At 39.5% G+C, this 14,218-nt stretch carries 12 protein-coding genes; 10 read left to right on the top strand and 2 right to left on the bottom strand.

Going from position 1 to position 14,218, the window contains the following annotated elements; genetic code table 11:
• Positions 1-7: 7 nt before the first annotated feature.
• Together solA and NSQ94_RS12670 are read left to right on the top strand one after the other, a co-directional pair.
• Positions 8-1,165: an N-methyl-L-tryptophan oxidase gene (gene solA, locus NSQ94_RS12675; protein ID WP_063389441.1), complete on the top strand. Its 1,158-nt coding sequence runs from the start codon at positions 8-10 to the stop codon at positions 1,163-1,165.
• A 31-nt stretch (positions 1,166-1,196) separates the two neighbouring features.
• A complete protein-coding gene (locus NSQ94_RS12670; protein ID WP_066251084.1) occupies positions 1,197-2,579 on the top strand; it encodes an ammonium transporter in 1,383 nt (460 codons plus the stop codon).
• A gap of 432 nt (positions 2,580-3,011) precedes the next feature.
• On the opposite strand, the gene NSQ94_RS12665 is transcribed toward NSQ94_RS12670, so the two are convergent.
• Positions 3,012-4,232, bottom strand: a complete 1,221-nt coding sequence (locus NSQ94_RS12665) for an acyl-CoA dehydrogenase family protein (protein WP_082829596.1) — start codon at positions 4,230-4,232, stop codon at positions 3,012-3,014.
• A 476-nt stretch (positions 4,233-4,708) separates the two neighbouring features.
• On the opposite strand from NSQ94_RS12665, the gene NSQ94_RS12660 reads away from it, so the two are divergent.
• From NSQ94_RS12660 to NSQ94_RS12630, 7 genes are all read left to right on the top strand, one after another.
• A complete protein-coding gene (locus NSQ94_RS12660; protein ID WP_066251087.1) occupies positions 4,709-5,125 on the top strand; it encodes a hypothetical protein in 417 nt (138 codons plus the stop codon).
• A gap of 87 nt (positions 5,126-5,212) precedes the next feature.
• Positions 5,213-6,187, top strand: coding sequence for a DUF3445 domain-containing protein (locus tag NSQ94_RS12655; RefSeq protein ID WP_235600511.1), 975 nt, complete (start codon positions 5,213-5,215; stop codon positions 6,185-6,187).
• A 71-nt stretch (positions 6,188-6,258) separates the two neighbouring features.
• Positions 6,259-7,215: a PDR/VanB family oxidoreductase gene (locus NSQ94_RS12650; protein WP_063389438.1), complete on the top strand. Its 957-nt coding sequence runs from the start codon at positions 6,259-6,261 to the stop codon at positions 7,213-7,215.
• Positions 7,216-7,244: 29 nt separating this feature from the next.
• Positions 7,245-7,976 (top strand): hypothetical protein, encoded by a 732-nt coding sequence (locus tag NSQ94_RS12645; RefSeq protein ID WP_063389437.1) that lies wholly within the window; start codon positions 7,245-7,247, stop codon positions 7,974-7,976.
• A gap of 168 nt (positions 7,977-8,144) precedes the next feature.
• Positions 8,145-8,732: a dimethylamine monooxygenase subunit DmmA family protein gene (locus NSQ94_RS12640; RefSeq protein WP_063389436.1), complete on the top strand. Its 588-nt coding sequence runs from the start codon at positions 8,145-8,147 to the stop codon at positions 8,730-8,732.
• A 71-nt stretch (positions 8,733-8,803) separates the two neighbouring features.
• Positions 8,804-10,123, top strand: coding sequence for an ammonium transporter (locus NSQ94_RS12635; RefSeq protein ID WP_066251096.1), 1,320 nt, complete (start codon positions 8,804-8,806; stop codon positions 10,121-10,123).
• Positions 10,124-10,155: 32 nt separating this feature from the next.
• Positions 10,156-10,407 (top strand): hypothetical protein, encoded by a 252-nt coding sequence (locus NSQ94_RS12630; RefSeq protein WP_063389434.1) that lies wholly within the window; start codon positions 10,156-10,158, stop codon positions 10,405-10,407.
• Positions 10,408-10,825: 418 nt separating this feature from the next.
• On the opposite strand, the gene NSQ94_RS12625 is transcribed toward NSQ94_RS12630, so the two are convergent.
• Entirely contained in the window at positions 10,826-11,590 is a 765-nt protein-coding gene (locus NSQ94_RS12625) for an IclR family transcriptional regulator (RefSeq protein ID WP_066251098.1), read from the bottom strand.
• Between the two features lie 600 nt (positions 11,591-12,190).
• Between NSQ94_RS12625 and NSQ94_RS12620 the strand changes: the two genes are divergently transcribed.
• Complete coding sequence (locus NSQ94_RS12620; RefSeq protein ID WP_066251100.1) at positions 12,191-13,483, top strand: homocysteine synthase; 1,293 nt, start codon at positions 12,191-12,193, stop codon at positions 13,481-13,483.
• Positions 13,484-14,218: the final 735 nt, after the last annotated feature.

Below are 14,218 nucleotides of genomic sequence, written 5' to 3'. Positions count from 1 at the left end.
AATTCGTATGAATTATGACGGGATGTACGATGTGATTGTTATTGGAGCAGGTTCTGCAGGAAGTGCTGCAGCCTATTATTTAGCCCAAAATGGTCAAAGCGTGTTGATGATTGATCAATTTTCTGTTCCAAATTCCTTTGCAAGCCACGCCGGGGAAACAAGAATGCTGCGATTTGGTTATGGCCAAGGGGAAAAATATGTTGATTTAGTTAAAGAAGCATACCGGTTATGGATGGAACTGCAAGAGCAAACAGGAAAAACGTTATTTTATCAAACAGGCACTTTAGTTGTCGGCGAACGCGATTCATCTTTTGTCAATGAAACGATTCAAAGCTCCATTCATCACAACCTCCCAATTGAAATGTTCACAGCAAGCATGGTGATGAACAAATGGCAAGGCATTCAAATTCCCGAAGATTTTACTGCCTGTTTTGATCCCCAAGCAGGATTTTTGTTATGTGAAGTATGTATTCAAACTTATAAAGAAGAAGCTTTAAAACTGGGAGCCAAACTGTTGGAAAACAATCCTGTCTTAAAGCTGTCCATTCAATCGGATATGTCGGAGGTCATTACGGAGAAGGGACGTTTTCAAGCAGCCAATTTAGTGATCACAGCTGGTGCATGGATTCCGAAATTATTGCCGGAACTCGATTTTCCGATCCAAGTGATCCGAAAACCTGTTGCATGGTTTGCACCGTTGGAGGATGGACTATATGATTTTGGTCAATTTCCTGCTTTTGTCTTTGACACAAAAGAAGGTCATTATTATGGTTTTCCGAATTTTCGGAAAACAGGTGTAAAAATAGGACGTCATGACATGGGGATTGAAAGTGATCCAGATTCCGTGAACAGACTATTTGGTTCTTACTGTGAAGATGAACGTGATGTACGAAGCTTTCTTGAAAAATATATGCCGCAGGCTGCCGGCGAGCTGACCGATGGTAAAATTTGTTTATATTCACTTACTCCTGATAGCGACTTTATTATCGATTTTCATCCAAACTTCAGCAATGTGTTGTTAGCCGGCGGATTTTCCGGACATGGGTTTAAGTTTGCCAGCATCGTTGGGAGCATTTTAGCAGATTTAGTCACGCTTGGGAAAACAAAACATGATATTTCCTTTTTTCGATTAAATCGTTTTGAACAAATCGCTACCGAAAGCTAGAGTAATGAAAAAAGTAAGGAGGAGGATTCCTATGGATGGTTTCGTAAAGAAAAGAGCTTCAATATTTTTCGTTTTTCTTCTTTATCTTTTATTCCTTTTTCCGATTTCAGCCTTTGCGCAAGAGAACGAGCCGGTGGTTGATACGGGGGATACAACTTGGTTGCTCGTAGCAGCGGCTATCGTTATTTTTATGCATGTACCTGGTTTGGCTCTCTTTTATGGAGGGCTTGTAAGTGAACGGAATGTTGTATCAACGATGATGCACAGCTTTGTCAGTCTTTTAACTGTGACCATTGTTTGGGTGCTATGGGGATACAGCCTCAGCTTTGGACAGGATGTAGGGGGAATCATTGGAAAACTGGACTACCTGGCATTTAACGGAGTAGGAGGAGAGGCTGCTTTTGGTTCATTAACCATCCCTCATTATATATTTGCCATTTTTCAAGGTGCATTTGCTGCTATAACGGTTGCGATTATTTCCGGAGGAATTGCAGGGCGTATTTCTTTTCCTGCATGGGTAATGTTTTCGGTTTTATGGATCACCTTTGTTTATGCACCAATGGCTCATTGGGTATGGGGAGGCGGATGGCTTTTTGCCATGGGCGAACTTGATTTTGCTGGAGGTACGGTTGTTCATATACTTTCCGGTGTTAGCGCATTAACAGCTGCACTCGTAATTGGGCCGAGATATGAACATATGAAGAAAAATGATGCTCCTCATAATATTGTTTTATTTCTTATTGGAGCGGCCACTCTTTGGTTTGGCTGGTTCGGTTTTAACGCAGGAAGTGCACTTAGTGCAAATGGTATTACCGCTCTTGCCTTTGCCAATACACAAGTTGCCGCAGCAGCCGGGGGCTTGGGATGGCTGATCATAGAATGGATGGTTCGCAAGCGCCCGACGCTAGTAGGAACTGCCACTGGGGCAATAGGCGGTCTTGTTGGCATAACTCCAGCAGCAGGATTTGTCACAATCCCTTCAGCTTTGATTATTGGACTTGCATCCGCCCCTATCTGCTATTTTGCTATCCATTTTGTGAAAGCACGTCTAAAATATGATGATACGTTAGATGCTTTTGGAGTACATGGCATCTGCGGAATATGGGGATCCATTGCAACAGGACTTTTTGCTACTAAGTCAGTGAATCCGGCAGGGAATAACGGTTTGTTTTATGGAAATCCTGAACAGCTGTTCCATCAGGTTATAGGAGTGATTGTGGCTGTTTTGCTTGCGGCAGTAGGAACATATATTGTTTTGAAAATTGTTTCGCTGTTTACACCGTTGCGTGTGAAAAAAGAAGACGAGCTGCTTGGCCTTGATTTAAGCTTTCATCAAGAACCGGCTTATTCAGATGTTGATCAGTCGATAGAAGAGAAGGGTAAATCAAACGATATTGCTTCTCAAATGTCCTAGCATGGCAATGTATTTTTCATTGGTTGTCAAAACGGCAAAGCTATGACCAATTCAATTGTATACGCATAAAAGAATCCTCACCTGATAAACAGTGTGAGGATTCATGTTTGTTTTGATGAATTTGTAAAAACACAACAAGTAGATTTCGACAAAGAAAAACAGCCGATTATTGTTAATTTTTTATACTGTAAAGAAAAAGATTAAAAATCTGTCGTCATGTGATCGTTTTGTTCTCTTATTTCTTTAAAACTATTTTAAGCAAAAAATATACAAAAGGGTGTGGAGCTTGTTTCTGAAATATCTTTCGACTAATCGGAAGGCAGGGCTCCCTCCTCTCGTAAGGCGATTTATTCGGCTAACGATTCTCTTTTTTTGCATTTCAGAAACAAGTTATTGGCACAAACAGTTATATTTCAGATCAAGTGATACAAATTATTCAAACCAAGGAACACCAATTAACGTGCGGCCAATCCATTCGCGCAATATTTCGTTTGTGGGTCCCATGACTGCACCTGCTCGACCGTCACGCAAAAATTTTTCCACTTGCCCGGTTAGATATCCTCTTCCTCCAGAAACTTGTAATGCTTGATTTGTAACTTGTATGACTATATCTGCTGCATGAGTTTTGAGTTCCCAAAGCGGGTATAAGCATTCTGACAATTCTTTTCCACTATTTAAACATTGATCCATCCCTTCAGCTGTACGATAAAGCATGCTTCTTGCACTATCGATTAAAATTTGCGCTTTTGCCAATTCGTGGCGAATGACTTGGTAGCCGGCAACTGATTTTCCTGTATCTTTATGGACTTTTTTCTTTGCCTGGTCAATTGCTGCATTCAAGGCTCCTTGAGCAATACCAACCCAGCAAGCACTTGTGCCTAATAAAAAGAGCGGATCAATGACGTTTTCATTATAAACATTCATTCCGCCTTCAGTCCCAAGACGATTTTCAATAGGGACAAAGACATCTTTAAACTTCATCGGTCCGCTTGAATTTCCGCGAAGCCCCATAGCTGAAAAAGGAAAATATTCGATTCCCTTCTGATTATGATCTACAATTAAAAACATTAATGGATCGTCTTCTATGCTATTTGGATAATTGGTGCAAACAATATACCAATCCGCCTCGCCCGCACTGGTGACAAATGATTTTTCCGCATTTAACAAATATCCGTTTCCTTTGCGGGGAGCCGAACTAACAACATTCCAGAAGTGGCTTCCAGTCGCTGGTTCACTAAAGGCTAATGCGCCAATCTTTCCCTTTAGCACCCCAGAAATATAACGCTGCCGCTGCTCTCTAGTTCCAGCTGTATAAAGCGTTTGGACGGCAGCAGTGTGCATAACCCAACACATAGTAGTGGAAGCGCAATATTGAGAAAAACTTTCGGCTAACAAAGCAAATCCAGTTAGTCCAGCGCCAAGGCCTCCGTCGTCAACAGGGATTGTAACTGCTCCAAATCCAGCATCCGCAATTGCTTGTAAGCTTTCCCGAGGATAACGGCACTCCTTGTCTGAAATAGAAGCACGGGGCAGCAGCTCCTTTTTGCCTAATTCATGTGCTTTTTCAATTAGTTTTTCGAATCCTTCTGGGTAAGACCACCATTTTGGAATTTGCATAATTTCTTCCTGCAGTTCTGTCTGATTGACTACCATTGACATCACTCCTTTTTAAAGGTTACTGTTAAGAATGTTAACAAAAATTACAATATTATGAATATTGTGCTTTTATTTTTACATAGACGATTCTTTCAAAGAAACAGAGATTTCCTAAATAGTGGGAATAAATCAAAAACCTTGTCATTACATTTTACAATGATTCGGTACTCTCCCTGTCTCCTTTCCGTGTAAAACATCGTTGCTGATCTCATTATTGGCGCTAATAATGTTAAGTTCTCAAAGAAATAAAATTTCATTGCCTGCTCATGTTGAATGATCCGAAAGGAAAAGCTCTAATTGTCAGAACATTTTACAGATTTTTGCGAATATTCCCGCCATTTGAGAAAAAACGGTTGTGAGAACGTTACGGTTGTTATTATGATAGGATCATCAGAGTTATAAAATAATACATTTTTTGTTACAAAACATAACATAACTCTGATTATAAAAATTGAAAAAGGAGAGTGGAAAGAATGAGTGAATCAGCGGTAACAGCTATGGATCATCAATTTTTAAGTCAAAAGCCAGGAATTCAGCTAATAAAAGCTGGAACGTATGAAAAAATTGAGTTGAACAATGTTTTGAGTATACCGGCTTTGAAAAGTCAAATTATTGACGTTCCGATTAGCCCATTAGAGAAGCCTTTAACAATTGGATATTTCTCTATGCAAAAGTCGGAAGAGTTTGAATTTTTGTATACTTACTTAGAAGTAAAGGTAATTATAAAGGGGCAGATCATCGTCAGAGATGAACAAGGAAACAAATATGTAGGGGAAGCGGGAGATGTTTTTATCTTTACCCCTGAAACGAAAGTGATCTTTGATGCTGAAAGCGATGGAGATGCGATTTATACGGCACATCGATTGCCGGAGCCAACATTTTTAAATTAAACAAATGAAAGAATTTCCCCTTGTCGTAACGCGGCTTCATGGGGAGGTTCTTTCATCCAGTTTTGATCGTGAGGAGGAGAGAGGGCAGTGAGTGTAAAAACGACTAACCAACATATGATCAAAGAAATTCCGCTTATTAAAAGGTTCCCATTTCCATTTCAAAAGGACTCTTACAGGTATTCTAATAATGCGAGGCCTCTAGAATCCGGGAAACTTGCAGATATTACTCCCGAATATTTTGAAGAAATAGATAAAAAGCGTCAAATACTATTAAACCACCATGAACGTGCTTTTCAATCTTTAGAACATTCAATCGATGGACAGTGGGAAGTGCTGGAATTTTTAATAGATGAACTTGCCATTATTTACCCTGAGTATTTCTCGGTTATAAAAAATGGTCATGAATGGACGTTTGAAAATAAGCTTTTGGATGAGAAACATACATTTACTTTTGGCGATCTATCGACATTGCCCTACGAGCCTTTAGATTTTATCGGCAGACACGTTCAAGAGGATCTCATTTTTATGGGGCAAAGAGACGGTGATTTATATATGGATGCAGGACAATTGTGTTTTCCTGCCAATTGGTCGATTGCCTTTGATATTGGCATGACTTACACCGAGTTCCATTCTCCTGTACCGGTTTTTTTCGACAGCGGTTTAGCGAAAAAAGTCCTCAATTTTCTTTTGAGAATCGAGGCAGGGAAACCGTGGACACGGTTAAACTGGACTTTAACAGTGGAGCCAATCCTTGACACGTTCCCTGAGAATTTTGATGAATGGGGTCCAAAAAAGGAAAAGGTAACTTCAGAAAATGCCGGTCAGCTTGTGCACTTAAGAGTGGAGGATCAAAGGCTATTTCGTATGCCGCGAAGCAATGGGATTTTATTTAGTATTCATACTCATTTAATATCACTTGATGAGCTGAAAAAAAATGAAGATTGGTTGAAACGTTTTTTTCGAGTTTTAAAGGATTTACCTGACTATATGGCTGAATATAAAGGATTTAGTTTATACAAAGGAGAAATCATTCGCTATTTAGAAAAAAGCTTGACAGATTGAAATTGGGAAAATTGGAAGAAAATAGCGTGTGAAGAAGCTGTTTTTAAAAAACATGAAAGGAGGAGGATTACATGATGGCGCGAACACTTGAAGTGATTGTAGAACAAATTACGCATGAAACAGCTGCGATTAAAAGTTTTAAGCTAGTGTCAGCAGACCGTTCGCCATTGCCTCGTTTTAGTGGGGGTTCTCATATTACGACTTATTTGCAAACTGAAACAGGCTTAATCGAACGCCACTATTCTCTTACAAGTGATCCGGACAATACAGGCTACTATCGAATCGCCGTTCGCCGCAATGAGGATTCAAATGGAGGATCAATTTATTGGCACGATCATGTGAAAGAAGGGGATAAGATCTCCATTAGTTATCCGAAAAATTATTTTCCGCTAAGCTTTCAAGCAAAACGCCATTTATTTTTTGCAGCTGGGATTGGCATTACACCTTTTCTTTCGATGGCGAAGGAATTAAAAAAGAAGAAGGCTCCATTTGAAATACATTATGCCGCTCCTTCAAAGGAATTATGTGCCTTTTATCGCCATCTCTCCACTTTTTTTTCAGAGGAAACTCATTTTTATTTTTCAAAGGAAAACAAGAAAATGTCAACAAAGTTAATGGAAAATCAACCGATAGGAACCCATGTTTATTTCTGCGGTCCAGAGGCCATGATCAAAGGATTTGCCGATGCTGCCAAAGTCATTGGTTATTCTGAAAAAAGCATCCACTTTGAACTCTTTACACCGCCAAAATCAGGACCGATGCAGCCATTCCGGGTAAAACTCAATAAAAGCAACAAAGTGATTGAGGTGCCTGAAGGGAAAAGCTTGCTGGACACTTTATTACAGCTTCATATTGATGCGCCATATTCATGTAAAATCGGGGGATGCGGCAGCTGTCAGCTGCATGTTTTAAAAGGAGAAATTGACCATCGAGACTTTTTTCTTACCGAAATGGAGAAAAAAGAAAGCAATGTCATTTTAACATGTGTTTCAAGGGCAAAATCCGGCAGTCTTGTTTTAGATCTTTAAGAGCATACAAGAAAGGAGCAAATGGAATTGTGCACACAACAAAGGTTATCGGAATCGATGATTTTGAATTCAAGATAAACGACGTGAAATGTTCTTTTGAGGAGTTGCTGCCGGGATTTCATCAATATGATCGACTAGGAATAGTCGTACGGGAACCGGCAGGAAGTGCTGGTGCTAGCGCCTTGCTTATGGCAGCTGTCACCAGATTTTATGATTTTTATCGTCAGGATTTAACAGATGAGGAGGGCGGACTTCGAATTTATCCTGATTATTTCATTTTCCATGTCGGAAAACAGCACTTAGATCATTATTGGATGGATATATGGCCGCCCCATAAAGAGGTTATCGTGGAGGATGACCCTGAACAAATTTTAGAAGCGATTAACGATCGGGGCATCACCCGGCTGATTGTGGAAGATATCAAACCCGTTCATGCGACTTTTTTACAAGAAACCATCAGCAGTGCGCAGCAACGAATCGTCAGTGCGATAGCATATTCACCGTCAGGACGGGTTCATTTCGGCGATGTGAGTATTGCAAGCTGTCCAGCAGCAGAACGCTTCGTTTTTGACTCGTTTAATAGATCTAAGAAACTTTTTCAACAAACGGCTGCCCAATTAAAACAAAAACGGGAGAATCTATTTGTCAATGGGCGTGTTATTGAAACTTATCGCCGGATTCCTTTAACAGATGCTCTTTATATGCTTACACGCTCGAACGGTCCGGGCTTCACAACTAGCCGTTATCTTTCTATGTTGTAATTTGATAGAAATCAAGTTACGGCAATGCTTTGTTTGCTTAATATTGATTCGAACTAGCTGCAGCTTATCGTTGGAGAATATCCTGATATTCGAAAAATTCGAATTGAGAAAATTACAAATTGCTTATTCGATTCGACCATGTTGAAAAACAAACAAGGAGGTTGAAAAATGACTAAAACAGCAGATGGGAAAACAAGCGCTTCTGAAGCAGATGAATTTTTTGCGCAAAATCAGCAAGCTGGCAATCTATTTCAATTCATCACTGGGAAACAATTTTTGTTTATCATTGATGAACCGATGATTTTGCCAACGTTGATGTTTATTAAAAAAATTCCAGAACAGACGAAGAAACAAATCTATATATTGAAGAAAAATGATAGCAGCCTTCATTCGTATAAGGGGACAGAATTTTTTCCGAATGAAGCGACTGTCCTTTCATCAACATCCAGTGAGGAAATTTACAAAATATTTGAAAGTCAATTTATCGGTACAAAGCTATTTCTTTCAGTTCAATGGTCAATGTTAAAAGAGCTGAAAAAACTGGCATTGCGGGCTGGTTTTAATGAAGATGAGATCCAGGCACAAGGATGGGGGGAGAAAGAGGAAAGGGTATTTTGTGTAAAGTGTTATCATCTGAACAAGCTGACAGCACAAAAACAAGTAACGTGTGAAAAGTGTCATGCATCGTTAGAGGTTTCAAGACACTATTCTAGGCTCCATGATGCATATTTAGGTTATTTAAAAATAATTTCATGAAACAGAAGAAGGAGGGCCTGAAAAATGGTAGGTTAAAGGCTTTGAAATCTTTAGAATAAGGGGATGATCATGTGGAGGGATTTGAACAGTTTGCCGCAATCCAAATAGAAGTATTCTATTGGTGGTGCATTGCAATCATGCTGCAGATCCATGCGGGGTTTTTGACTCTTGAAGTCGGCATCTCCCGTGTAAAAAACGTATTGGCGACGGCTTTGAAAAATATTATGACGTTAGCAGTCGTGTTACCTGCTTTCTATTTTGTTGGCTGGTGGATATACAATGCGTTTCCAGACGGTTTGATTCCGAGAATGAGTGAAGCGGCATTAGCTGCATTGCCTTGGAGTGAAAATATGGGTCCGAATATAACGGATCATGCGAGTGGAGTTTTCTGGGGTGCTTTTGCGCTGTTTGCTGCTACGACAGCTTCCATCTTATCCGGCGTGCTGATCGAACGGGTTCGATTAAGTGGATTTCTTATTCTTGCCGCTATTCTTGGATCAGTTATTTGGAATTTAGCTGCTTCTTGGGGCTGGCACGGAGAAGGATGGTTTTTAACGCAATTTGGTTATCATGATGTTGCCGCTGCAGGCGTTATTCATGCAATAGCTGGGTTTTTTGCATTAGGAGTCGTGATCAATTTAGGACCTAGAATCGGCAAATATACAGGGGATGAGAAAATTGTTAATATTCTGCCGCATAATCTTCCGTCCACTTTATTAGGGCTGATGCTCATTTATGTTGGTTTTTTCGGCTTCCTCGGAGGCTGTATAATCGCTGTTACAAATGGGGAATGGATGACGATTTACGGTACTCCCACCAATTTATCAGCTTTTGTATTCAATGCTTTAATGGGATTAGCGGGAGGTTTAATAGGGGCATATTTAGGTTCAAAAGGGGAACCGTTTTGGGTCGCTTCAGGCGGGCTGGCCGGGGTTATTTCAGTAGGTTCGGGTTTAGATTTATATCATCCAGCGCTTGCATTTATTATAGCTGTCATTGGAGGATTGATGTGTCCATTCATTGGAAATTTTCTCGAAAGGAAGGGGATTGATGATCCTGTAGGTGCTATTACCGTCCACGGATTTATCGGGATCTGGTCAGTCCTTGCAGTCGGGATATTTGCCTCCGGCTATCCCAATATAAACGGCCCGGAAATCTCTTTTATTGGACAACTCGTATGTGCAGCGGTTGTGATCCTTCTAGGATTTCTCCCCGGCTACTGGACATCACTGCTTTTGAAAAAGCTTAATATGTTGAGAATACCAAAGCAAGCAGAGATGCTTGGTATTGATTTAACTGAAATACCTGCAACAGCTTTTCCGGAAGGAATTCCATCTACTCAAGAAAATGGAAGATTAAAAATGATCATGTCAAAGAGCAAAACTAGTTAAAAAAGGATAAAAATGGAAAGGAGGAATAGTAAATGAATACAAGTCCTATAACAAATTGGGAGCATGTCGGTGCTTATTTTACCTTTGGCCCGCATTCTATAGGAGTTGTGTTATCGATTATAGCTGCGATCGGCATCTGTGTTGCGTTGATTTACGCAATGTTTCGGCATGAGAATCAAGCTTTTTCGGAAGTAAATCTATTAGCTTCGAAAGCAGTTGATGAAAAATTGGATTTACCGAAAGAGGGTACGTACGCAGATCCATTAATGGAAAATGTAAACTAGTATAAGAGCAGGTTGCTGTCCTGATTTATCAAAAATAGGAGTTTTCATACTCAAACTCTTTTTTATTTTAAATTTAACAATAAGAGTATTAAGTTTTGTGTCAGCCACAGCCTTGAAAGCTGTGGGATTCTGAAATGAGGAGATTAATCAATTATTATTGGGAGAATAGTACCGACAAGATGATAGCAAAATTTTCTGTTATCAATAAAAGAGGGTTTTGTATGTACACAAAAGAACCGGGCGTTGATTTTTTAACGCTCGGTTTTTCATATAAGGATAAAAATAACATCTGACCTTATAAATGACAAGAAGGCAAACACCGTCTTTTTTACTGAAACATATGAAATAGTAAAAATCAATTCCAATTTTTAAAATTCCATCTCACTTCTACTTTAAAAGGGTGCAGAAAGCCTCTTTTTTATTCTTCTTTCCATCCGAAAACGGCGGAAATTTCTTTTCCTTTTATAAGCAAATATTCGCTTAGCTCATGTTCGATAGTGTCTGGAATCGATTTTTCAAAGCCGACAACAATAATAGACCCTAAAATTTCCCGCTCAAAATTAAAAATCGGAATGGCGGCAGAAGCAATGCTTGGCGCTAAAGCTTCCTGCGCAAACGATATTTTTTGATCGGCAATAAGCTGAAACTCTGTTATTAGCTCGTCTTTCGCCTGTTTGCTTAGTTTTGACAACTCCGATTCCTTCCAAACGTTTACACTTGGATCGTTTTTAAATGTCGCAAAAAGTTTTCCGGCTGCCGAGGAGATCGGAAGGATTGTTCCGACCTGTCCGCCTAAGTTAAGCCCTAAATGACTATGGATCATTTTGACGATCATTGGGCCGTTTGTTGTCCATACGGCAAGGAGAGTCGTTTCTTTCGATTTGGCATTAATTTCATGCAAAAATGGCGTGATTTTGCCGATGAGGTCCTCTTGATTGACAGCTGCCATCCCATATTGAATGAGTGTGCTCCCTAAAGAGTATAAGCCGCTTCCTTTATCCCGATGAAGGACACCGAGATTCGTAAGGGTATTTAAATATTTATATAAATTGCTTTTTGCTATATTAGTAAAATGATGAATGTCGTTAAATTTCATCGGACTGCCGTTTTTGGCAATCAGGTCAATAATTGAGAATCCTACAAGCAGAGACTGAATTTGTGCATGTTTTTTATTTTCTGTCATTGCTAAAACCATCCTTCAACTGATAGGCATACTTCATTTATTTTACCACTTCAACAAAATTTTTTCTATATTTTCAAAAAACTACTAAGACTTTGTCAATGAAAATATAAACTAGCAATAGATGAAGTGCGAAAAGATAAAAAATTAGTCCGGGATGCGAGAAAAATCCTCTCAAAAAAGTCTGAAGAGAAAAATGAAGTTCCTCGCCATTTGCTTAATGATGGCAAACTGTTTTTTTATTGCATCAATTTAAGAAATTTCATTTTCGGACTGCTCTCAGTATATTCTGTATTCCTTTTACTCATCCTGCAGTCTCTTTAAAAAAGAATAAGTAGATGGGAAAATTATTATCATATGAAAATACGAGGAAAGGTTACTTATAAAGCATTCCATTACATGAAATGATATCCAAAAAGTTTATCTTCCAATTGAGATTTTATGCTATACTGAAGAAGTCTAAAAAATTTTTGAAAGTTTTGATAAGTAATTGACATCCGGTTGAACAAGCAGTACATTTTATTTATATATAATTAAACCTATTATTTTAGTAGGTTTAATTTTGCGAATATATAAGTTTAGAATTGAAGGGAGAAATAAACTATGTCAAACGAAAGAAAACTTCAGCCCGAAACGCTTGCTGTACATGCAGGACAGGTGCCTGATCCGACGACTTTGTCGAGAGCTGTTCCGATCTACCAAACGACTTCGTATGTATTTGAAGACAGTCAGCATGGGGCAGATTTATTCAGTTTAAAGAAAGAAGGAAATATTTACACAAGGATCATGAATCCAACGACTGATGTATTTGAAAAGCGTGTAGCTGCGCTTGAAGGCGGAATTGGGGCGCTGGCGCTTTCATCTGGACAAGCTGCTGTTTTTTATTCGATTTTGAATATTGCTGGAAGCGGCGATGAAATTGTTTCTTCATTTAGCTTATATGGCGGAACCTATAATTTGTTCACACATACTTTGCCGAAGTTTGGCATCACGGTAAAATTTGCCGATACGACGGATCCGCAAAATCTTGAAGCAGCGATTACTGAAAAAACAAAAGCAATATTTGCCGAGACGATCGGAAACCCAAGAGGGGATGTGCTTGATATTGAAGCGGTGGCAGCAATCGCTCATAAACATTCAATTCCGCTTATCGTTGACAATACAATTCCAAGCCCTTACTTGCTCCGTCCGATTGAATTCGGCGCAGATATAGTTGTTCATTCGGCTACGAAATTTATTGGAGGACACGGAAATTCAATCGGAGGCGTCATTGTCGACAGCGGCAAGTTTGATTGGAAAGGAAGCGGCAAATTCCCTGAGTTCACCAAGCCGGACCCAAGCTATCATGGTCTCGTTTATGCTGATGACGTTGGTGAAGCTGCATATATTACGAAAGCGCGCATTCAGCTGTTGAGAGACCTTGGAGCTTCGCTTTCTCCATTCAATTCATTTTTATTCTTGCAAGGGCTTGAAACGCTTCATTTGCGAATGCAGCGCCATAGTGAAAATGCGCTTGCAGTTGCGAATTATTTACTTGAGCATGAAGCGGTCGAATCTGTCAGCTATCCAGGTTTGAAAAATCACCCTTCATTCGAACTTGCACAAAAATATTTGCCGAAAGGTCAGGGAGCCATTCTGACATTCGAAATTAAAGGCGGCGTTGATGCAGGAAGAAAACTGATCGATTCGGTTCAATTATTTTCAAACCTTGCCAACATCGGCGATTCGAAATCGTTGATTATTCATCCTGCCAGCACGACTCATCAGCAATTAACGAGCGAAGAGCAGCTGGCAACCGGGGTTACACCTGGTCTTGTCCGGTTATCAGTCGGTACGGAATCGGTTGATGACATTATTTACGATCTGGAACAAGCGATTCGAGCAAGCCAAGCTTAAGAGCGTATCGCCAGTTAAAAATTTTGCAGGGATTGCGGCATAAGCCCACTTCACACTGAAAAGCAGCAGGCAACCTTCAGCTGCTTTCATATCGAAAGAAGTAGAGGAAAACGACTGTTTTTCTCTACTTTTATTTTATGGACTTATGGACATCCTCTGCATATTACCATTTCCCGAAATCAGCGCTCATAGCAGTATGAAGCTAGAAAGAAAACTGCCGCGGTTTAGCTGTCGTCAAAACCCCCCCTCGCTGTAAAATTCTCTCGTTTCATTTATAGGTAAAAATGAATAAATGGTACATATGTTGATTATAGGGGGCTGTCTAATAAGTCGATTTTCCCGCCTTATAGACGCCCCTTTAATGTTTTAGAAACGTTGATATATCGATGTTTATGATTTTTTGTTTTTAATGGGGATTTGATTTTCTGGACACCACCGTTTTAATTTTAATTTCAGAAAATAAATAACATTTTAATTTTTTCATTGACAGAACCTGTTGTTTTTATTAATATTTTGTTAAATAAACGATAGTAAAAAAAACGTAATATAACAGAGAGGTGACACCGGTGTCCGACAAATATGTGGTGCATTGTTCCTTTTGCGATTCTACAAATGTTAAGAAAATAGCTGTTTTCGGCACTGCTCAGCTCGTTTCTCAATATTACTGCAACCATTGTAAAAGCGTTTTTGAATTTATAAGATGGCAAAATGATTTGAACAAGGAGGTGTGGTCTG

It is taken from the genome of Aeribacillus sp. FSL K6-2833 (genome assembly GCF_037965815.1).
GTDB classification, from domain to species: Bacteria; Bacillota; Bacilli; order Bacillales; family Aeribacillaceae; genus Aeribacillus; species Aeribacillus composti.
The sequence above is the reverse complement of the archived record's forward strand: the minus strand, read 5'-3'. Positions and strand labels throughout refer to the sequence as shown.